Genomic DNA, 21283 nt, shown 5'->3' on the forward strand with positions numbered 1-21283 from the left:
CTTACTATGCCTAGAACGCTGCACTTTCCGGTTGCATCGGAGCTTCATCAATGACCGCTGGTCAATTTACCCCGCCCGCAAACGGCCTCAAGTTCGAGCTGCTGACCACCGACGGCCAGGCGCGCCGCGGCCGCCTCACGCTCAATCACGGCGTCGTCGAAACGCCGATCTTCATGCCGGTCGGCACGTACGGCACCGTCAAGGCGATTCAGCCTCGCGAACTCGAAGAGATTCGCGCGCAGATCATCCTCGGCAACACGTTTCACCTCTGGCTGCGGCCGGGGCTCGAAGTCATCGGCGCGCACGGCGGCCTGCACAGGTTCATGGGATGGAACCGGCCGATTCTCACCGACTCCGGCGGCTTTCAGGTATTTTCGCTCGGCGATCTGCGCAAGATCACCGAAGAAGGCGTCACGTTCGCATCGCCGATCAATGGCGACAAGCTGTTCCTGTCGCCCGAAGTGTCGATGCAGATTCAAAAGGTGCTGAACTCGGACATCGTCATGCAGTTCGACGAATGCACGCCCTACTCGACCAACGGCATCGCGACTTCGCACAAGGACGCCGCGGACTCCATGCGTATGTCGATGCGCTGGGCGAAGCGCTCCATCGACGAATTTCAGCGGCTCGGCAATCCAAACGCGCTCTTCGGCATCGTGCAGGGCGGCATGTTCGAAGACCTGCGCGACGAATCGCTCGCGGGCCTCTCAGACATCGGCTTTCACGGACTCGCGATCGGCGGGCTGTCGGTCGGCGAGCCGAAGGAAGACATGATGCGCGTGCTGAACCATATCGGCCCGAAGCTTCCCGCCGACAAGCCGCACTACCTGATGGGCGTCGGCACGCCGGAGGATCTGATCGCGGGCGTGGCGGCGGGCGTCGACATGTTCGACTGCGTGATGCCCACGCGCAACGCGCGCAACGGCTGGCTTTTCACGCGCTTCGGCGATCTCAAGATCAAGAACGCGACTCACAAGAACTCGATGAAGCCGCTCGATGAATCGTGCGGCTGCTATACCTGCCAGAATTTCACGCGCGGCTATCTGCATCATCTGCATCGCGTGGGCGAAATTCTCGGCGCGCAATTGAACACGATCCACAACCTGCATTACTACCTTCAACTGATCGGCGAAGTGCGCGAATCGATCGAAAGCCATACGTTCGAAGCATTCCGCAAGACATTTGCGGACAACCGGGCGCGCGGCGTCGATTGAGCCGCGTCGCGAACGGTGCGGCAAGCATTACAATCTGCTTTCTACCGCTTGGCGAAATGTCGCGATACCTCGGAAAACCGCGCCGTAACGGCTTGATGGCAAAGCGCATTTCCGGAGTCTCGCGACATGCCCGAGTGGTAGAATACCGGGCTAATTTCTATTCGAGTTTTTCGAACGTATTTCTGACGTTATTAACGGAGAGACCAACGTGTCGTTCATTTCCAATGCCTTTGCACAAGGCGCAACCGGTGGCGCGGAATCGAGCCTGATGAGCTTCCTGCCGCTGATCCTGATGTTCGCGGTGCTGTACTTCATCATGATCCGTCCGCAGATGAAGCGTCAGAAGGAGCATCGCAACATGCTCTCCGCGATGGCGAAGGGCGACGAAGTCGTGACGAACGGCGGTATCGTCGGCAAGGTGACGAAGGTGTCGGACGCTTACGTGGGCGTGGAAATCGCAGAAGGCACGGAAATCACCGTGCAGAAGGCGTCGGTCACGACCATTCTCCCGAAGGGCACGATCAAGTCGCTGTAAGGCCCGCTGTCAGGCCAATGGTTCCATCGCGTCCGGCGCGGCCTCGCTCACTGAGCCACACGCGTCTTCCCGACCCGCTCGCAGCGCATATCGCCGGACGCCCTCTCCCCCGAAGCCAACTTTCCGGTCGGCCATCCCCATGAATCGTTATCCCCTCTGGAAGTATGTCGTGATGCTGGTGGCGCTCGTCATCGGCCTCGTGTACACGCTCCCCAATTTCTTCGGCGAAGCGCCCGCAGTTCAGGTGTCGAGCGGCAAGGCGACCGTCAAGCTCGATTCGTCGACGCTCTCGAACGTCGAGACTGCGCTCGCCGCGAGCAACATCAAGGCCGACGAAGTCACCTTCGACAACTCGCAGCTCAACGCGAACATCCGCGTGCGTCTGAAAGACACCGACACGCAGTTGCACGTGAAGGACCTGCTTTCGAAGACGCTGAACCCGGACCCCGCCAATCCGCAGTACATCGTCGCGCTGAATCTGCAGAGCGCCTCGCCGCGCTGGCTGACGGCGCTGCATGCGCTGCCGATGTACCTCGGTCTCGACCTGCGCGGCGGCGTGCACTTCCTGCTCCAGGTCGACATGGCCGGCGCGCTCAACAAGAAACTCGACTCCGACGCATCGGACGCGCGCACCTACCTGCGCGACCGCAACATCCGCGACGGCGGCGTGAACCGCGTCGGGCAGTCGGTCGTCGTAAATTTTTCGGATCAGGCCGCGGCGGACAGCGCGCGCACGCTGCTCCAGACGGGCGTCGCCGAACTGCAATGGACGACGCGCCAGGGCGGCGACGGCTTCCAGGTCGTGGGCACGTTCGCGCCGGACGCGATGAAAACCGTCGAAGACAGCGCGCTCAAGCAGAACATCACGACGTTGCATAACCGCGTGAACGAACTCGGCGTCGCGGAGCCGGTGATCCAGCAGCAAGGCTCCGACCGCATCGTGGTCGAGCTGCCGGGCGTGCAGGACACCGCGAAGGCGAAGGACATCATCGGCCGCACGGCGACGCTCGAAGCGCGTCTCGCCGATCCGATCAACACCTACATCGGCCCGAACGATGCGGTGCCGCCGGGCGACGAAGCGTTCAATCAGGGCGATCGCCGCGTGCTCCTGCGCAAGCAGGTGATCTTCACCGGCGACCGCATCGTCGATGCTTCCACGGGCTTCGACGAGCATCAGCGCCCGTCGGTGAATATCCGTCTCGACTCGGCCGGCGGCCGCGCGATCGCCAGCGTGTCGCGCGACAACATCGGCAAGCCGATGGCGATGGTGCTCTTCGAAAAGGGCAAGGGCGAAGTGCTGACGGTCGCGAACATCCAGTCCGAACTGGGCGATCGCTTCTCGATCACCGGCCAGCCGAGCGCGCAAGCCGCCACCGATCTCGCGCTGCTGTTGCGCGCCGGCTCGCTCGCGGCGCCGATGGACATCATCGAGGAACGCACGGTCGGCCCGAGCCTCGGCGCGGACAACATCAAGAAGGGTTTCGATTCGGTCACGTATGGTTTCGCCGCGATCGCCGTGTTCATGATCGCGTATTACCTGCTGTTCGGCCTGTTCTCGATGCTGTCGTTGTCGGTCAACCTGCTGCTGCTGGTGGCCATCCTTTCGCTCTTGCAGGCCACGCTGACGCTGCCGGGCATCGCGGCTATCGCGCTTGCGCTCGGTATGGCGATCGACGCCAACGTGCTGATCAACGAGCGTATCCGCGAGGAACTGCGTAACGGCGCGCCGCCGCAGACCGCGATTCAGGAAGGTTTCAAGCACGCCTGGGCGACGATTCTCGACTCGAACGTCACCACGCTGATCGCCGGCCTTGCGCTGCTCGCGTTCGGTTCGGGTCCGGTGCGCGGCTTCGCGGTCGTGCACTGTATCGGCATTCTGACGTCGATGTTCTCGGCGGTGTTCTTCTCGCGCGGCCTCGTGAACCTGTGGTACGGCGGCAAGAAGAAGCTGAAGTCGCTCGCGATCGGTCAGGTGTGGCGCCCCGAAGGCACGAATGCCGAAGCGGCGGCCGCGGCCTATCTCGCGGCGCAACGCGGCGACGAATCGCCTGTGGACGAAATCGTGAAGACCGCGAAGGGCAAGACGAAGACCGCCGTGGCCGCGCCGCGCGCAACGGAACCGGCCAGTCAGTCGAACACGCGCACCGGCAAGCCGACGGTGCGCCGCCGCTCGGGCCCGGGCGTCGATCAACAGAAACCGGGCCAGTCCCGCTGAGACCGCTTGAGTCCGGAGAAAAAAGCAAATGGAATTCTTCCGCATCCGCCGCGACTTGCCGTTCATGGAGCGCGCGTTGATTTTCAACGTGATTTCGCTCGTGACGTTCCTCGTCGCGGTGTTTTTCCTCATGCATCGCGGCCTGCATCTGTCGGTGGAATTCACCGGCGGCACAGTCGTCGAAGTGCAATATCCGCAAGCCGCCCAGCTCGAGCCGGTGCGCGCGTCGATGGGCAGGCTCGGCTATCCCGACGCACAGGTGCAGAACTTTGGCACGTCGCAGGACGTTCTGATTCGTCTGCCGCTCAAGCAAGGCCTGACGTCCGCACAGCAAAGCGAACAGGTGATGACCGCGCTCAAGGCCGACAACGCGCAAGTGAAATTGCAGCGCGTGGAGTTCGTCGGGCCGCAGGTGGGCAAGGAGCTCGTCACGAACGGCCTGCTCGCGCTCGCGTGCGTGGTGATCGGCATCGTCATTTACCTGTCGTTCCGCTTTGAATGGAAGTATGCGGTGGCGGGCATCATCGCGAATCTGCACGACGTGGTGATCATTCTCGGCTTCTTCGCCTACTTCCAGTGGGAGTTCTCGCTGTCGGTGCTGGCGGCGATTCTGGCGGTGCTCGGCTATTCGGTGAACGAGTCGGTGGTTATCTTCGACCGGATTCGCGAGACGTTCCGCAAGCAGCGCAAGATGACGGTCAAGGAAGTGATCGACCACGCGATAACGAGCACGATGTCGCGAACCATCATCACCCACGGCTGTACGGAAATGATGGTGCTGTCGATGTTCTTCTTCGGCGGCCCGACACTGCATTACTTCGCGCTGGCGCTCACCGTTGGTATTCTGTTCGGTATCTACTCGTCGGTGTTCGTCGCGGCGGCGCTCGCGATGTGGTTCGGCGTGAAGCGCGAGGATCTCGTGAAGGACAGGAAGGACAAGTTCGATCCGAACGATCCGAATGCGGGCGCGCAGGTTTGAAGTCGTAGCGTCTCATCGATTGAAAAACAACGGGCCTGTCTTTATGGACAGGCCCGTTTTTTATTGCCGGCGACGAGGGGTACGGGACGCTACCGCTGGATGTTCTTCCTGCCGAACGCGGTCTCGCAGAGCAACACCCAGTACTGTGCGAAGTCTCGGGGCGCATTGAGTCCGATCAGTTTGCCCCGGATATAGTCCGCGCTCACCGTCCCCCGCATACGGGAGTACAGGATCTGCGCAGCCGCGAACTTCCCGCCAGCGAGATAGTTGCCGAACAACGCAATCATGGAGTCCGCCGAAATCGTGCTCGGGTGCGCAAGCTGAAGCAATTCGCGCAGTTCAGAATCACTGATATGGCGAAACAGATTGTGAGGCGAGTGAAATCCGAATGTCGGTCCGCCAGGTTGGGTGTGCTCATATGAGAACCGGTCGGCTACTTCGTCCGGTGCGAAGCGAATGCCGTGCTCGGCCTCGAGAATCGGTCGGCAAATGCGGCCGATGAATTCATCTTCGTGGATGCGCTCGCGCAGGGGAAATGCGTCGCTGGCGATGAGACGCATCAGCTTTGCAGAGCGCAATGAAAATCCCCCGTTTCCGACCGACATACCGTCCTCGCACCATGGCCAACGCGCGCCTATGTAGTCGTAGTCGAAGAACTCCGCACGCCACGCGGACGGATCGACGACGTAACCATCCCACTGAATGAGAAGAACCCAGGGCGTGTGGATATGCTGAATGACTTCCTTCAGCACGAAATCGCTGTATTGCTTGTGTGATGTGATGTGGGGCGTCCGCACGATCCGCGCTTCGGTCTCAATGTCTTCATGTGTGAAAAGCACGACATCGCCGAAGGAACAGTGCGAACTCGAGATCTTCAATGCGCGCGCGGCGAGCCGAGGATTGAGCGAATCGACTGCACAGACGGTTACGCTCCGCAGATCGGGACGAAGTTCATGGCCCATAGTGAATTTGCCATACAGATCAATTTTGGCCTTTTCGCCGACGCAACGCAGGCCAAGCCAAAGCGTATTCCCAGACTATCATCGAAATGTCGGGCGGCGATTAGAAGCTGCCAAATTTCATCCACAAAAAAGGCTTCGCGCATGACACGCGAAGCCTCCTCTCCAAGCGACGTGAAGCGCAAACTTACTGCTTCACCCCTTCCGCCTGAATATGCAGCACCGTCTTCAGACTGAACCCATAAGCCTTGCCGTAATCCATCCCGAAGTCGCCGCGATCGAAGGTCGTCGTTGCTTCCACGCCGCACACTTCCTTCTTCATCATCGGGTTGACGAAGCACTTGAAGCTTTCGACCTTCAGGTTGATCGGCTTGGTCACGCCGTGCATCGTCAACGTGCCGATCACTTCCGAAGGCTTGTCGCCGTCGAATTTGATCGACGTGCCCTTGTACACGGCCGTCGGGAACTTCGCGACATCGAAGAATTCTGCCTTCTGCAGATGCTCGTCCAGCTTCACGTTGCCGGTATTCACCGATGCGACGTCGATGGTCACGTCGACCGTGCCGGTCTTCGCCGCGCGATCGAGCACGACGGTGCCGCTGCTCTTGTTGAACTTGCCGCGCCACGTCGACACGCCGCCGAAGTGATCCGCTTCGAAGCTCGGATAAGTGTGGTTCGGATCGAGCTGATACGTGTCGGCCGCAAACGCGCTGAATGAAAGACCCATTGCGAGCGCGCCCGCAGCGATGATCGAAAGCTTTTTCAAGTTGTTCTCCTGACTAACCAAATATGCGCAGATACGCGAAATATGCGCCGCTCACTTCTTCGCGGCAACGATGTGAAACTTGATGACGACGTCGTCCGCCACGATCGACGTGTCCTTCCATTCGCCCGTTCCGACATCGAACTGGGTGCGCTTGATCGGCAGCGAGCCGTCGAAGGTTTCCGTCGCGCCCTGCTGCGTGACCGTCACCGGCACCGTGAGCGTCTGCGACTTGCCCTTGATCGTGATCTTGCCCGTGACGTTGTACTTGTTCCCGCCCGCAGGCGCGATCGCGCTGGAGACGAAGGTCGCGGTCGGGTACTTGGCCGCGTCGAACCATTCCGCGCCGCGCACCTGCTTGTTGTACTCGTCGTCGCCGAGGTCATAGCTGCCGATGTCGATCGTGATGCTCGCCGTGCCCGCTGTCGGCTTCGCCGGATCGAACGCGATCTGCGCGGTGAACTTGTTGAACTTGCCATCGGTGGGCACGTTCATCTGCTTCGACGTGGCGATCACCGTGCTCTTGCTCACGTCCACCTGCGCATGCGCGCCGGCCGCGAGAGCAAGCGAAGCTGCCGTGGCCAGCATCCAACGATTGAGTTTCACTTTCATGTGTGCCCTATTGAAACGATTCGAAACGGTTTCGATGAACAAACCGGTATTGGAAATCAAAAGAACGCAAGAACAATCAGCCGCCGGGAAACGTCCTGCCAACGGCCAAGAAACAATCGACGTACTTATCGGAGAAACGGCAGCATGCGCCCGAGCAGGCCGTCCCTATCGACGAAATGGTGCTTCAGCGCCGCGAGCACGTGCATGACCACGAAGAACAGCAGCGTGTAGTTCAGCGCCACATGCACGATGCGCAGCGTCGCCTTCAGCGCCTTGTCCGGACCGATGATCGTCGGCAACGGAAGCACGCCGAGGTACACCACCTGAATCCCCGCGGCCGAGCTGTACAGATAGCCCGACGCGGGAATGACCAACATCAGCACATAGAGCAGGAAATGCGTGAGATTCGCCGCGCCCTGCTGCCAGCGCGGCATGCCATCGGGCATCGGCGGCGTCGGGTGCGTCGCGCGCCAGACGAGGCGCAGCAACGCGAGCGCGAACACCGTCACGCCGATCCACTTGTGCCACGAGAAGTACTTGAGCTTCGTCGGCGTGATGCCCGGGATGTCGGTCATGATCCAGCCGAGCCAGAAGCCGCCCACGATCAACAACGCGGTCAGCCAGTGCAGGCCGATTGCCGTGGCGCCGTAGCGTTGCGCCGGCGCTGTCGCCGCGATGCGCGCACTGCTTTCCATATTGCTTTCACCCAATGTGTTCAATGGTTTCCCTGCTTGTCATCAGCCGATGACAAGTATCCAAGGCCGCCATGCTACCTCAACGATAACGAATTGCCAGCGCACGTATGGAGGGGCTCGCAAGCACGCAGAGCCACGCCGGGCGGGGCTTTGCGGGCTTCGGGACGCGCCACGGCGCCTCGCGTGCCGCGCATGCAACGAACTATTCCACGCGTGCAACGGTCGATGAAGCGCGAAGAGGCGGCGTGAACGGCACGGCATTCCGGCATTGATGTATTAACGAGCGGACGAGCGGTTTCATTCCGTCTGTAACGAAGCGTCCTGTCCAATCCGTCGCCGACCCGCCATTTGATACCATGCTGCTACCCTTTGCGCTGGCCTGCTGCTTGCTAAGCTCCGTCGGAGCCGGTTCTCGCGGCGTCCGAAACATACGCTCGACACGCCTCGGGCCTCGACCATGAACGCGAACGAACCGGACGAACTTATCGCGTGTCACGAATGCGACGCGCTTTTTCACAAACTTGCATTGCCTCGGCGCACATCGGCCAAGTGTCCGCGCTGCGGATCGCTGCTCTATCGAAGCATCTCGTCGAACCTCGACAAGATCTCCGCGATGACGCTCGCCGCACTCGTCACGTTCGTGATCGCGCAGGGCTTTCCCATCGTCGAGCTGGACGCCAACGGTCTCACGTCGCAGACCACGCTCATCGGCGCAATCGTCGCGCTGTGGAACGAGCAGATGGAGATCATGGCGGTCCTCGTCTTCTGTTCGACGATTCTTTTCCCGCTGTGCGAGCTGATCGCGCTGCTCTACGTGCTGATTCCGCTGCGCTCGGGTTACGTGCCGCCGGGCTTGCATGCGGTCCTGCGCGCGATTCAGTTCGTGCGTCCGTGGGGAATGATCGAGGTCTTCATGCTCGGCGTGCTCGTCACGCTCGTGAAGATGGTGAGCATCGCGCGCGTGATTCCCGAGGCGGCGCTCTTCGCGTTCGGCGCGCTCACGTTGATGTTTGCGGTCGTCGTGAGCTTCGATCCGCGCGCGCTGTGGGACATCGCCGGCAGACTCGGCCCGCGCAAGGCCGTTAGCGGCACGCAGTCCGAGACCATGCGCCCCGCCACGAGGCAAAAGCAATGAGCGACCCCATCGACCAGCCGGCAGGCGCCGACGCTAGCGCGCCGCAGCCGAACTACACGACAGCCTCGCGCGCGCAAGTCGTGTCGTGCCACGCGTGCGGGCTCGTGCAGCCGCTCGCGCGCACCATCGAGAAGCAGCGCTGCACGCGCTGCGACGCGGTCGTGCACCGGCGCCATCCCGATAGCATCGCGCGCACGTGGGCGCTGCTCATCAGCGCGGCGATTCTCTATATCCCCGCGAATCTGTTTCCGATCATGCATACGTCGTCCATTCTCGGTTCCGAGGACGACACCATCATGAGCGGCGTCGCGCTCTTCTGGAACGACGGCGACTATCCGCTCGCCGCCGTGATCTTCATCGCCAGCATTCTCGTGCCGATGTTGAAGCTCGTCACGCTCAGCTTTCTCGTCATCAGCGTGCAGCGGCGATCGCAATGGCGGCCGCGTCAGCGCACGACGCTCTTTCGGATCGTCGAGGGCATCGGCCGCTGGTCGATGCTCGATGTCTTCGTGATCACGCTCACCATCGCGCTAGTGCGCTTCAAGTCGCTCGCCGTCATCACGCCAGGCCCCGGCGCGCTCGCGTTCGCATCGGTCGTCGTGCTGACGATGATCGCGTCCATGCAATTCGACCCGCGCCTCATCTGGGACAACATAGAACCGTCAGGAAAGAAATATGACTAGTGCCCAAGGTCCGAACGACCCGAAGCAGCCCGCGCCGCCGTCCGGAAACGGCGACGCAGGCGACAAAGGCAAAGGCGGCGGACTGCCGCCGAATCTCCCGGAGCCCGTAATCGAGCCGCGCAGCCGCTGGCTGCCCTCGCTCGTGTGGGTTATTCCGCTCGTCGCGGCGCTGATCGGCGTGATTCTCGTCGTGAAGACGGTGTCGAGCCGCGGACCGACCATCACCATCAGCTTTGTCTCCGCGGAAGGCCTCGAGCCCGGCAAGACCAAGGTGAAGTTCAAGGACGTCGATATCGGCACGGTCAAGACCATCACGTTGTCGAAGGATCATTCGCGCGTGCTCGTCGACGTGCTGCTCACGAAGGAAGCCACCGACTTCGCCGTGAAGGACACGCGCTTCTGGGTCGTGCGTCCGCGCGTGGCGGCGAGCGGCGTGAGCGGTTTGTCGACGCTTCTGTCCGGCGCATACATCGGCGTCGATGCGGGCAGATCGACCGACGACCAGACGCATTTCGTCGGCCTCGAAGGGCCGCCCGGCGTCACCGGCGACCAGAAGGGCCACACCTTCACGCTGCATGGCGAATCGCTCGGCTCGCTCGATATCGGCTCGCCGGTATATTACCGGCGCGTGCAGGTGGGCCAGGTCGTCGGGTTTTCGCTCGACAAGGACGGCACCGGCGTCACGCTGCAGGTGTTCGTCACCGCGCCGTACGATCAGTACGTCGGCACCAATTCGCGATGGTGGCATGCGAGCGGCGTCGATCTGCGGCTCGATTCGAGCGGCTTCACGCTCAACACGCAATCGCTCACGACCGTCGTGCTGGGCGGCATCGCGTTCCAGACGCCGCCCAACCAGCAGTCGGGGCCACAGGCGCAGAACAACACGACCTTCCGTCTCGCCGGCGATCAGTCCGACGCGATGCGCGATCCCGACGGCCAGGCCGTGCACGTCGTGATGAATTTCAATCAGTCGCTGCGCGGGCTCTCGGTCGGCGCTCCGGTCGATTTCCGCGGCATCGTGCTCGGTCAGGTGACAGGCATCGGCGTGCAATACGATCAGAAATCGCGTTCGTTCAGAATGCCGGTCACGATCGATCTCTATCCGGACCGGCTCGGCAGGCGCGCGAAGCAGGTGCTCCCGGAACAGGGCACCCAGGCGAGCCAGGACCTGTTGCAAATGCTCGTGAATCGCGGCCTGCGCGCGCAGTTGCGCACCGGCAACCTGTTGACGAGCCAGTTGTATGTCGCGCTCGACTTCTTCCCGAAGGCGCCGGCCGTCAAGGTGAACGGCACTGCGGATCCGCTCGAATTTCCCACTGTGCCGAACACGCTCGACGAACTTCAACTGCAGATCGCGGATATCGCTCGCAAGATCGACAAGATTCCGTTCGACGAGATCGGCACGAACCTGAACGGCTCGCTGAAGAACGCAAACGCGCTGTTCGACCGCCTCGACAAGGAAGTCATGCCGGAGATGCGAGACACGCTCACGCAGGCGAAGCAGACCTTCGGCGAAGCGCGATCGACGCTGCAGCAGGACTCGCCGTTGCAATCGGACGTGCATCAGGCGTTGCAGGAACTCACGCGCACGCTTCAATCGCTCAATTCGCTCGCCGATTATCTGGAGCGCCATCCGGAATCGCTCGTGCGTGGTAAATCGGGAGACAAACCATGAAGTTCGGCTCGTTGATAACGACCTTGGGCGCGGCGGCGGTGCTCGCCGCCTGCGCCTCGCCGACGAGCCGTTTCTATACGCTCGGCAGCAGTGACGCGCGGCCCGTGTCGTCCGCGCCGGCTTCGTTCTATTTCGAGCTTGCGCCCGTGGACATGCCGCAGCAGGTCGCGAAAAATCAGTTGGTGGTGCAGACGAGCCCCGCGCAGGTGCGCGTGCTGGAAGAAGAGCGCTGGGCATCGCTGCCCGGCGACGAAGTGCGTCGCGCGCTATCGGCCGATCTCACGCAGCAACTGGGTGCGATCGATGTCTACGGCACGCCGCATCCGGACGCGGTGCCGGTCTATCGCGTGAAGGTGAACGTGCAGCGCTTCGAATCCTGGCCGGATTCGCAAGCCGTGATCGACGCGGTGTGGAGCGTGCGCGCCGCCGGATCGGACACTGTGCTGACCTGCCGGACCGTCGCGCAGGAACGCGTAGGCTCGGGCTACGACGCGCTCGTGGATGGCCATCGCAAGGCCGTCGACGAACTCGCGTCGGCGATCTCCGCAGGCGTGCGCAGCCTGGGCTCGCTGCCGCGCACGACAGCGAGCGCGCCCGCCGCGGTCGCGAAGGGCAAGAGTGGCGCGGTCACGAAGCCAGCGTCCGTGCCGGTGCTGCCGTGCCCTGCCGCAAGCGCCGCGACGACGGCCAGCGCGCCATGATCCGCGCCGCGCCCGGCATCGCGCCGGGCGCGGCGTCTCATGTTGTGGGCAGGCGACATTGTCGTCTGCCTCCATCTCTAAATTGCCGATGGTTCGTGCGCGCCCGGTTAAGATCGTCGTCGCCCGCATTCCGAATCAACAGCGAAGAATAGATGATGAAACTGATCGGTTCGCACCCCAGCCCGTTCGTCCGCAAGGTACGAATCGTCATGGCGGAAAAGAAAATCGATTGCGAACTGGTGCTCGAGGACGTCTGGGCATCCGATTCGAAGATTCACGATTACAACCCGCTCGGCAAAGTGCCCTGCCTCATTCTCGACGACGGCGAAGCGGTATTCGATTCGCGCGTCATCTGCGAGTACGTGGACACGCTCACCCCGGTCGGCAAGCTCTTGCCGCAGGAGCGGCGCGAGCGCACCGAAGTGCGTTGCTGGGAAGCGCTCGCCGACGGCATGCTCGATGCCGCCGTGCTGATCCGGCTCGAAGGCGTGGTGCGCGAAGAGGCGCACCGCAGCGAAAAGTGGACGGCGCGTCAGCATCGCAAGGTGGAAGACGGCTTGCGCGCGATGGCGCGCGGCCTCGGCTCGAAGCAATGGTGCTCGGCGAACCGCTTCACGCTCGCGGACATCGCGTGCGGCTGCACGCTCGGCTATCTCGACTTCCGCATGCCGGATCTGAACTGGCGCGACGCACATCCGAATCTCGACAAATACTTCGCGCGCATTTCGCAGCGCCCGTCGTTCATCGATACCGCCCCCGCCTGAGCCGCACGACGATGCGCTCCCGCACGCGGCGGGAGCGTCGTCTCACGCTTACTTCTTCAGCGCGGCTTTGAGCGTCGCGTTCGCCTGATCGATGGCCGCACGCGTTGCGGGCGTGTCGGCCAGCGCGTTGAGCATCACGAAGTCGTGGATCGTGCCGTTGTAACGCACCGACGTGACCGGCACGCCGGCCTGCGTCAGCTTGCGCGCATATGCCTCGCCTTCGTCGCGCAGCACGTCGTTTTCGTCGGTGATGACGAGCGCGGGCGGCAATCCCTTCAATTCATCGAGGCTCGCGCGCAGCGGCGATGCGGTGACCTTCGCGCGGTCGGCAGCGTTCGGCGCGTAGGCGTCCCAGAACCACTTCATCGCGTCGCGCGTGAGCCACGGGCCGTTCGCGAACTGGGTGTACGAGGCATCATCGAAACTGGCGTCCGTCACCGGATAGAACAAGACTTGCGCGCGCAGCTTCGGGCCGCCGCGTTCTTTCGCGAGCAGCGTGACGGCCGCCGTCATGTTGCCGCCGACGCTGTCGCCCGCCACCGCCATGCGCGACGCATCGACGTTGAATTCGCGCGCGTGGTCAGCGACGTAGCGCGTCGCCGCGTATGCCTGTTCGATCGGCACCGGATATTTCGTTTCCGGCGAGCGGTCATAATCAACGAACACGACCTCCGCCTGCGCGCCGTTAGCGATTTCGCGCACGAGGCGATCATGTGTGTCTTTATCGCCGAGCACCCAGCCGCCGCCGTGGAAGTACATGACGACCGGCAGCGCGCCCTTCGCGTGTTCGGGCCGCACGATGCGCAGCGCGATCTTTCCGGTCGGTCCGGCTTCGATCACGCGATCCTCGACCTTCGCTGCCTGTTTTTTTATCGGCTGCGCTTGAGCGCCGGCAAGCACGTTGCGCGCGTCCGCAGGCGAGAGCGTGTAAATCGGCGGTGCGTTCTTCGCGGCGAGAGCGTCGATGAATTGTTGCGTTACTGGTTCGAGGACGGGCGCGGCGGTTTCCGCATGCGCGGCCGGCTGCGTCAACACGGCAGTTGCAACGGCGGTTAAGATGGCGGCGGCTTTGAGCTTTTTCATTGAGGCACTCCTTTTCTCAGTCAAGTTTGAACATTCGAATACATCTACTACTAGATAGATAAATCATCACGCTTGAAACAAATAACGTGCGATCTGGAGCATTTGCGCTTCGGAGAAGCCGAATCGACTGATGGAACTGGCAACCGAGCAATCGGCAGCTTTAACCGCCAAAATCTATCTACCCAAAGGTAGATTTTCAAACGCTAATTCACTCGATTTACACAAGGTTATCCACAGGGTTGCCTACCGGCGTACAGCGTTCGCGACTTCTTCCAGCCGTGTACGCGTCTGAAACAGGCGGCAGGCGAGCAAACTGCCCTGAAACGCCGCGTACAGCGTGCGCGCCGCGGCTTCGGGATTTTTGCCGGCGTCGAGCGTGTCCTGCGCCTCGCCTTCCGCGAGCACTTTCGCCAGCCAGTTCTCGTTCGCCTTGTAGAACGACTGCACCGCGTGCCGCACCCTTTCGGGTAACGATTCGATGTCGGCCGCAAGCATGCCGCACAGGCAAATCTGGTTACCCCCGCCGATAATCCGCCCGAATAGCTTTGTGTATCGATCGAGCTTCTTGTCGGCCGGCGCGGAGCTGTCGATCGCGTATATCGACGACATTACGTCCGCGCTGTACGCGTTCACCGCTTCGAGCGCGAGGTCTTCCTTGGTCGGAAAGTAATAGTGAATGCTCGATGTCTTCACGCCCACCAGTTCGGACAAGTCGCGGTAGCTGAAACCGTTGTAGCCGCGCGTCATCAACAGCGTTTGAGCGTGGTCCAGCAGCGCCTCGCGTACGGTGTTCCTATCCATTTCCGTGATTGTCCCTGCATTCGATATGCGTAATTTATCTATCACTAGATAGACGGTCAAGCGCTTGTATCAAAAAAGTTTTTATCGGCTCGATAGGAAAAAGATAAGCCCCGACCGAAGTCAGGGCTCGTAGCGTTCGAATGCTATCGGAGAAGCTAGCGCGCAGCGGAAAGCACCGCGGCTTGCACCGATTCGTCGCCCACCGCCGCGTGCTCGATGATGCCGCCGCCCAGACACACATCGCCTCGATACAACACGGCAGATTGCCCCGGCGTAACGGCCCATTGTGCGTCGTCGAAACGAAGCGCGAAGCGGCCGTCGTCGGCATTCGCGAAACGGCACGCGGCATCCTGTTGCCGATAGCGCGTCTTTGCACCGCACACCGCGCCCTCTTCCGGCGCGAAACCCGCGACCCAGCTCGCGTTGCCCGCGACGAGCGTGGGCGACAATAGCCACGGATGGTCGTGTCCCTGCACGACGTAGAGCGTATTCGTCGCCATGTCCTTGCCGGCGACGAACCACGGCTCGCCGCTGCCGTCCTTTGCGCCGCCGATGCCGATGCCCTTGCGCTGCCCGAACGTATAGAACGCCAGCCCGATATGCTCGCCGACGATCTTGCCCTCGGCCGTTTTCATTGGACCGGGTTTCGTCGGCAGGTAGCGGTTCAGAAATTCGCGGAACGGCCGTTCGCCAATGAAGCAGATGCCGGTTGAATCCTTCTTCTTCGCGTTCGGCAGGCCGATCTGCGCGGCGATCTCGCGCACCTTCGTCTTCGGAATCTCGCCGAGCGGAAAGAGCGTGTTCGACAGTTGCGCCTGATTCAGCCGATGCAGGAAGTACGACTGGTCCTTCGTCGAATCGGTCGCCTTGAGCAACTGGAAGAGGCCGTCCTGCTCGCGCACGCGAGCGTAGTGTCCCGTCGCGATGTTTTCCGCGCCGAGCGACATCGCGTGGTCGAGAAACGCCTTGAACTTGATTTCGGCGTTACAGAGCACGTCGGGATTGGGCGTGCGGCCCGCCGAGTATTCGCGCAGGAATTCCGCGAACACACGGTCCTTGTATTCGGCGGCGAAATTGACCGCCTCGACATCGATGCCGATCAGGTCCGCCACCGAGACGACGTCGATCCAGTCTTGTCGCGTCGAGCAGTATTCGCCGTCGTCATCGTCTTCCCAGTTTTTCATGAAGAGGCCGACCACGTCGTAGCCCTGCTCCTTCAGAAGCCATGCCGTCACGGACGAGTCGACGCCGCCCGACATGCCTACCACCACTCTTCGCTTGCTCATAGAAAAAACGCCTCAGCTCCGCACGACCGGCGCGACCGAATGCGTATGAATGAAGTCGAGCGGCACACGCCGCCCGGATAAATAATCGTCGACACACTGCATGACGAGCGGCGTCCGATGCTGGCTCGCCGACGCCCGCAACTCGCCGGCGGTTAGCCACATCGCGCGCACGATGCCTTCGTCGAGCGAACGACCGGACTCTTCTCCCGACGACCTGCCGCAGAACGTGAAACGCAGATACGTGACGCCGCGGCCTGGCCGCTCGAAGTGCGTCATATACGTACCGACGAGCGCCTCCGGCTCGAAGCGATGCGCGGTTTCTTCCAGCGTTTCGCGCACCACGGCTTCGACGAGCGTTTCGCCCGCTTCCAGATGACCGGCCGGTTGGTTGATTCGCAGCCCTGCGGAGGTGTGCTCCTCGATGACGAGAAAACGCCCGTCGCGCTCGATGATGGCAGCCACCGTAACGTGGGGGGCCCAAGTAACTGATTTCATGGTGAGATATTTTACCGTCCCCGCACAGATCACGCGCATCCGCCCTAAGGGTAAGCGCCGACTGTGGGCAAAACGGAACGAGTGCCGGATCGGACTCTTGCGCGCGCATTCTTCGGTTACAGTTGCGATAGCCGTAAGTTCCAGCATTTGAAATAAAAACTCAGCCTTAAGCCTTCCTAAGCCTTGCCCGGGTGAAGAAGGCAACAAAGACAGGAGAATTGAAGATGCATATTGGAGTGCCTGCTGAAACGCGGGCGAACGAGGCGCGCGTCGCCGCCACGCCCGAAACGGTCAAAAAGCTCGTCACGCAAGGACATCGCGTTTCTGTCCAGAGCGGCGCGGGCTTGCCGGCAAGTTATATCGACGATGCGTTCGCTCAGGCGGGCGCGGATCTCGTCGATGCGGCCACGGCCTTTTCCGCCGAAATCGTCCTCAAGGTGCAATCGCCGAGCGAAAGCGAACTCGCGATGCTCAAACCGGGCGCCGTGCTCATCGGCATGCTCGACCCCTTCAACACGGAGAACACCGCGCGTCTCGCGTCCGCGAACGTGACCGCGTTCGCGCTCGAAGCCGCGCCGCGCACGACGCGCGCGCAAAGCCTGGACGTGCTCTCGTCGCAGGCCAACATCGCCGGCTACAAGGCGGTGCTGATGGCCTGCCAGTATTACCAACGCTTCATGCCGATGCTGATGACCGCCGCCGGCACCGTGAAAGCGGCGCGCGTGCTCGTGCTCGGCGCGGGCGTGGCGGGCCTGCAGGCGATCGCGACGGCCAAGCGTCTCGGCGCGGTCGTCGAAGCGTCCGACGTGCGTCCGGCTGTAAAAGAGCAAATCGAATCGCTCGGCGGGAAGTTCGTCGACGTGCCCTTCGAAACCGAAGAAGAACGCGAGGCGGCGGTCGGCGTCGGCGGTTACGCGCGCCCGATGCCGCCAAGCTGGCTCGCGCGGCAGGCGGCGCAAGTGCACGAACGTGCGAAGGCCGCGGACATCGTCATCTCGACGGCGCTGATTCCCGGCCGTCCCGCGCCGACGCTCATTTCCGTCGAAACGGTGAAGCACATGAAGCCGGGCAGCGTGATCGTCGATCTCGCCGCCGGTCGCGGGCCCGAGTTCGAAGGCAGGAAAGGCGGCAATTGCCCGCTCACCGAAGTCGACCAAGTGGTGATGAAGCACGGCGTGCATATCGTCGGCCACACGAATCTCGCTTCGATGGTCGGCGCCGATGCCTCCGCGCTCTACGCCCGCAATCTCCTGGACTTCCTGAAGCTGATTCTGACGAAGGAAGGCACGCTCAACATCGATCTCGCGGACGACATCGTCGCGGCCACGCTTCAGTGCCGCGACGGTCAAGTGGCGCGCGCCACGGCATAACACGGAGACGAGCCATGGACGTCATCAATCATACGGTGATCAACCTCATCATCTTCGTGTTGGCCATTTACGTCGGCTATCACGTCGTGTGGAACGTCACGCCCGCGCTGCATACGCCGCTGATGGCCGTGACCAACGCGATCTCGGCGATCGTCATCGTCGGCGCGATGCTCGCGGTCGGCCTGACCGTCGGCGTGGCGGGCAAGTTCTTCGGCACGCTCGCCGTGCTGCTCGCGGCGGTGAACGTGTTCGGCGGCTTCCTCGTCACAAGGCGAATGCTCGAGATGTTCAAGAAGAAAGAACCCAAGAAGATCGCGAGCAAGGAGGGTGCGTAAATGAGCCTGAACGTCGTTACTCTCCTCTATCTCGTCGCCTCGGTGTGCTTCATCCAGGCGTTGAAGGGCTTGTCCAATCCGAAGACCGCGCGCATCGGCAACACGTTCGGCATGGCGGGTATGGCGATCGCCATCTTCACCACGCTCGCGCTGATCGTTAAACAGGCGGCTTATCTCGAAGCGAATCTGGCGCTGGGCTTGTCGCTGTTGTTCGTCGCGCTGATCGTCGGCGGCGGCGCGGGCGCGTACATCGCGGCGAAAGTCGAGATGACGAAGATGCCCGAACTGGTCGCGGCGATGCACTCGCTGATCGGTCTCGCGGCGGTGTGTATCGCGTATGGCGTCGTTGCGGAGCCGGCCGCGTTCGGTCTCGCGCCGCTCGGCGAGCCGATTCCGTACGGCAATCGCGTCGAGTTGTTCATCGGCACGTTCGTCGGCGCGATCACGTTCTCCGGTTCGGTCATCGCGTTCGGGAAGCTGTCGGGCAAGTACAAGTTCCGGCTGTTTCAGGGCGCGCCGGTCGTGTATTCGGGACAGCATCTGATCAACCTGTTGCTCGCCGTCGCGATGGTCGGCTTCGGCGTGATCTTCATGATCACGCAATCGTGGCTGCCGTTCATCATCATGACGATCATCGCGTTCGCGCTGGGCGTGCTCATCATCATTCCGATCGGCGGCGCGGACATGCCCGTGGTCGTGTCGATGCTCAACTCGTATTCGGGCTGGGCGGCGGCGGGCATCGGCTTCTCGCTGAACAATCCGATGCTGATCATCGCAGGTTCGCTGGTCGGTTCGTCGGGTGCGATTCTGTCGTACATCATGTGCAAGGCGATGAACCGCTCGTTCTTCAACGTGATTCTCGGCGGGTTCGGCGGCGAAGCGGGCGGCGCGACGGCAGGCGGATCGACGGAGCAACGTCCGGTCAAATCCGGTTCCGCCGATGACGCCGCGTTCATGCTCGGCAACGCGGAAAGCGTAGTGATCGTGCCGGGTTACGGTCTTGCCGTGGCCCGCGCGCAGCACGCGTTGAAGGAGCTGACGGACAAGCTGGTCGAGAAAGGCATCGATGTGCGGTACGCGATTCACCCGGTCGCGGGACGCATGCCGGGGCACATGAACGTGCTGCTCGCGGAAGCCGAAGTGCCTTATGAGATGGTCCAGGAGATGGAGGACATCAACAGCGAGTTCGGCCAGACGGATGTGGTGCTGGTGCTCGGAGCGAACGACGTGGTGAATCCCGCCGCGAAGACCGATCCGAAATCGCCGATTGCCGGGATGCCGATTCTCGAAGCGTACAAGGCACGGACGATCATCGTGAACAAGCGGTCGATGGCCGCGGGTTATGCCGGTCTCGATAACGAACTGTTCTATATGGACAAAACGATGATGGTGTTCGGGGACGCGAAGAAGGTCGTCGAGGAGATGATGAAGGCGGTGGATTGAGCATCATGGCGTAGCCACGATCGAGGTCGCCGAATGAACCGCGCCAGCCTGCTCTCATAGAGGCTGGCGCTTTCGTTTCGAACGCCCGCGTACAATACCGCCTTTGAACGTCAGAAAAGCACCACATGTCCTCCCCTCTCTTCGACTGGTTTGTCCCCTGCCCGCGCGGTCTTGAAGCGCCGCTCGCCGCCGAGCTTGCGGAGATCGGTGAACGGCATGTGTCAGGCGCACCGCTGTCGGGTGGCGGATCGCTCGTCGTCGGCGCGCAAGTGCCCGGCGGCGTGCATTTCCGGGGCGGCTGGGTCGCGGGCATGGCGGCGAACCTGCACTCGCGCATCGCGAGCCGCGTGCTTTTGAAAGTCGCGCAGGGCCCGTATCGCAACGAGCACGACATCTACGAACTGACGCATCGCCAGCGCTGGGAGCAATGGTTCACGCCGAGCCAGACGATGCGCGTCGATCTCACCGCAATCAAATCGCCGGTGAAGAGCCTCGAATTCACGACCTTGCGCGTGAAGGACGCGGTCTGCGACCGGCTGCGCGACGTGGCCGGCGCGCGCCCGAGCATCGACACCGCCCAGCCCGATGTACGCGTGTTCGCGTTCCTCACGATGAACGAGTGCACGCTCTATCTCGACACCTCCGGCGAGCCGCTCTTCAAGCGCGGCTGGCGCATGGACAAAGGCGCCGCGCCGCTGCGGGAAAATCTCGCCGCGGGCATTCTGCGCCTCACTGGCTGGACGCCCGGCACGCCGCTCTTCGATCCGATGTGCGGCAGCGGCACCTTCCTCGCCGAAGCAGCCCAAACGGCGCTCGATATCGCGCCGGGCAGCGAGCGGCGCTTCGGCTTCGAGAAGCTCAAGCCGTTTCACCCCGGCATGTGGCAAAAGCTCAAGACGGCCGCGCTCGAACAACGCCGCGCCGCGCGCGCGGCGCAAAACGAACTGAATATCTTCGGCAGCGACATCTCCGGCGACATGCTCGAAAAAGCGCGCGCGAACCTGAGCCGCGCGGGCGTTTCCGGGCTGTCGCTCAAGCAGGTCGACGCCCGTAACATGGCGCCGCCGACCGACGCACCCGGCATCCTCGTCGCGAATCCGCCGTACGGCGAACGGATCGAAGTGCGCGGACGCGGTCCGCGCGGCGAAATCCGCGACACGGCGCGCTCCCGCCGCGAAGACGACGACGCCTTCGCCCGCGCGCAGCCCGATCCCGCCGACACGGAGTTCTTCGTCAACTTCGGCAACGCGCTCAAGCAGCGTTTTCCCGGCTGGCGCGCCTACGTGCTCACGTCGGACCGCAAGCTGCCGGGCATGCTGCGGCTCCGCGAATCGACGAAAACGCCGCTTTTCAACGGTGCGCTCGAATGCCGTCTCTTCCGCTTCGATCTGATCGCGGGCAGCGTGCGCAACCGGCCCGCCGACGAGTAAGCCGCGCCGCCTTCGAAACAAGTATGCAGCGGCTGTATAGACCGGAGACATGGGTAACAGGTGTGTCAGGACATGGGTAACACATTTAGCTCCTTTGACTGCCACGTTTC

General features: G+C 62.3%; 21 protein-coding genes. 13 read left to right on the forward strand and 8 right to left on the reverse strand.

The features are described 5' to 3' along the window. Positions 1 to 50: 50 nt before the first annotated feature. From tgt to secF, 4 genes are all read left to right on the forward strand, one after another. Entirely contained in the window at positions 51 to 1214 is a 1164-nt protein-coding gene (tgt, locus tag AWB75_RS09375) for a tRNA guanosine(34) transglycosylase Tgt (protein ID WP_061123792.1), read from the forward strand. 208 nt (positions 1215 to 1422) lie between these two features. Next, positions 1423 to 1749: a preprotein translocase subunit YajC gene (gene yajC, locus AWB75_RS09380; RefSeq protein ID WP_061123793.1), complete on the forward strand. Its 327-nt coding sequence runs from the start codon at positions 1423 to 1425 to the stop codon at positions 1747 to 1749. 139 nt (positions 1750 to 1888) lie between these two features. Further along, positions 1889 to 3964, forward strand: a complete 2076-nt coding sequence (gene secD, locus AWB75_RS09385) for a protein translocase subunit SecD (protein WP_061123794.1) — start codon at positions 1889 to 1891, stop codon at positions 3962 to 3964. A 28-nt stretch (positions 3965 to 3992) separates the two neighbouring features. After that, positions 3993 to 4943: a protein translocase subunit SecF gene (secF, locus tag AWB75_RS09390; RefSeq protein ID WP_061123795.1), complete on the forward strand. Its 951-nt coding sequence runs from the start codon at positions 3993 to 3995 to the stop codon at positions 4941 to 4943. An 89-nt stretch (positions 4944 to 5032) separates the two neighbouring features. On the opposite strand, the gene AWB75_RS09395 is transcribed toward secF, so the two are convergent. The 4 genes from AWB75_RS09395 to AWB75_RS09410 form a co-directional block, all read right to left on the reverse strand. Beyond that, positions 5033 to 5905 (reverse strand): DUF5672 family protein, encoded by an 873-nt coding sequence (locus AWB75_RS09395; protein ID WP_061123796.1) that lies wholly within the window; start codon positions 5903 to 5905, stop codon positions 5033 to 5035. A gap of 184 nt (positions 5906 to 6089) precedes the next feature. Then, positions 6090 to 6668, reverse strand: a complete 579-nt coding sequence (locus AWB75_RS09400) for a YceI family protein (protein WP_061123842.1) — start codon at positions 6666 to 6668, stop codon at positions 6090 to 6092. A gap of 51 nt (positions 6669 to 6719) precedes the next feature. Next, entirely contained in the window at positions 6720 to 7277 is a 558-nt protein-coding gene (locus AWB75_RS09405; RefSeq protein WP_061123797.1) for a YceI family protein, read from the reverse strand. Positions 7278 to 7402: 125 nt separating this feature from the next. Continuing rightward, positions 7403 to 7972: a cytochrome b gene (locus AWB75_RS09410; RefSeq protein WP_061123798.1), complete on the reverse strand. Its 570-nt coding sequence runs from the start codon at positions 7970 to 7972 to the stop codon at positions 7403 to 7405. A gap of 457 nt (positions 7973 to 8429) precedes the next feature. Here AWB75_RS09410 and AWB75_RS09415 point away from each other — a divergent pair, with 457 nt between their 5' ends. From AWB75_RS09415 to AWB75_RS09435, 5 genes are all read left to right on the forward strand, one after another. Further along, complete coding sequence (locus AWB75_RS09415; protein ID WP_061123799.1) at positions 8430 to 9107, forward strand: paraquat-inducible protein A; 678 nt, start codon at positions 8430 to 8432, stop codon at positions 9105 to 9107. After that, entirely contained in the window at positions 9104 to 9790 is a 687-nt protein-coding gene (locus AWB75_RS09420) for a paraquat-inducible protein A (RefSeq protein WP_061123800.1), read from the forward strand. The genes AWB75_RS09415 and AWB75_RS09420 overlap by 4 nt, the downstream gene beginning before the upstream one ends. Continuing rightward, on the forward strand, positions 9783 to 11465 hold the full coding sequence (locus AWB75_RS09425; protein WP_061123801.1) for a PqiB family protein: 1683 nt from the start codon (positions 9783 to 9785) through the stop codon (positions 11463 to 11465). The genes AWB75_RS09420 and AWB75_RS09425 overlap by 8 nt, the downstream gene beginning before the upstream one ends. Then, a complete protein-coding gene (locus AWB75_RS09430) occupies positions 11462 to 12166 on the forward strand; it encodes a PqiC family protein (protein WP_061123802.1) in 705 nt (234 codons plus the stop codon). The genes AWB75_RS09425 and AWB75_RS09430 overlap by 4 nt, the downstream gene beginning before the upstream one ends. Positions 12167 to 12318: 152 nt before the next feature. Further along, positions 12319 to 12930, forward strand: coding sequence for a glutathione S-transferase family protein (locus AWB75_RS09435; protein WP_200822952.1), 612 nt, complete (start codon positions 12319 to 12321; stop codon positions 12928 to 12930). Between the two features lie 48 nt (positions 12931 to 12978). On the opposite strand, the gene AWB75_RS09440 is transcribed toward AWB75_RS09435, so the two are convergent. The 4 genes from AWB75_RS09440 to AWB75_RS09455 form a co-directional block, all read right to left on the reverse strand. Next, on the reverse strand, positions 12979 to 14013 hold the full coding sequence (locus AWB75_RS09440; protein WP_061123803.1) for an alpha/beta hydrolase: 1035 nt from the start codon (positions 14011 to 14013) through the stop codon (positions 12979 to 12981). A 243-nt stretch (positions 14014 to 14256) separates the two neighbouring features. After that, positions 14257 to 14814: a TetR/AcrR family transcriptional regulator gene (locus AWB75_RS09445; RefSeq protein ID WP_061123804.1), complete on the reverse strand. Its 558-nt coding sequence runs from the start codon at positions 14812 to 14814 to the stop codon at positions 14257 to 14259. A 155-nt stretch (positions 14815 to 14969) separates the two neighbouring features. Next, positions 14970 to 16100 carry a tRNA 2-thiouridine(34) synthase MnmA gene (gene mnmA, locus AWB75_RS09450; RefSeq protein WP_061123805.1) on the reverse strand — a complete coding sequence of 377 codons (1131 nt, stop codon included), beginning with the start codon at positions 16098 to 16100 and terminating at the stop codon, positions 14970 to 14972. Between the two features lie 12 nt (positions 16101 to 16112). After that, positions 16113 to 16595 carry an NUDIX hydrolase gene (locus tag AWB75_RS09455; RefSeq protein WP_061123844.1) on the reverse strand — a complete coding sequence of 161 codons (483 nt, stop codon included), beginning with the start codon at positions 16593 to 16595 and terminating at the stop codon, positions 16113 to 16115. A gap of 224 nt (positions 16596 to 16819) precedes the next feature. On the opposite strand from AWB75_RS09455, the gene AWB75_RS09460 reads away from it, so the two are divergent. The 4 genes from AWB75_RS09460 to AWB75_RS09475 all read left to right on the forward strand — a co-directional run bounded on the left by AWB75_RS09460 (position 16820) and on the right by AWB75_RS09475 (position 21173). Beyond that, positions 16820 to 17965 (forward strand): Re/Si-specific NAD(P)(+) transhydrogenase subunit alpha, encoded by a 1146-nt coding sequence (locus tag AWB75_RS09460; RefSeq protein ID WP_061123806.1) that lies wholly within the window; start codon positions 16820 to 16822, stop codon positions 17963 to 17965. A gap of 14 nt (positions 17966 to 17979) precedes the next feature. After that, entirely contained in the window at positions 17980 to 18300 is a 321-nt protein-coding gene (locus AWB75_RS09465; protein WP_061123807.1) for an NAD(P) transhydrogenase subunit alpha, read from the forward strand. After that, positions 18301 to 19743, forward strand: a complete 1443-nt coding sequence (locus AWB75_RS09470) for an NAD(P)(+) transhydrogenase (Re/Si-specific) subunit beta (RefSeq protein ID WP_061123808.1) — start codon at positions 18301 to 18303, stop codon at positions 19741 to 19743. 125 nt (positions 19744 to 19868) lie between these two features. Beyond that, entirely contained in the window at positions 19869 to 21173 is a 1305-nt protein-coding gene (locus tag AWB75_RS09475; protein ID WP_061123809.1) for a THUMP domain-containing class I SAM-dependent RNA methyltransferase, read from the forward strand. Positions 21174 to 21283 lie beyond the last annotated feature (110 nt).

This window comes from Caballeronia catudaia (assembly GCF_001544755.2).
Taxonomy (GTDB): Bacteria; Pseudomonadota; Gammaproteobacteria; order Burkholderiales; family Burkholderiaceae; genus Caballeronia; species Caballeronia catudaia.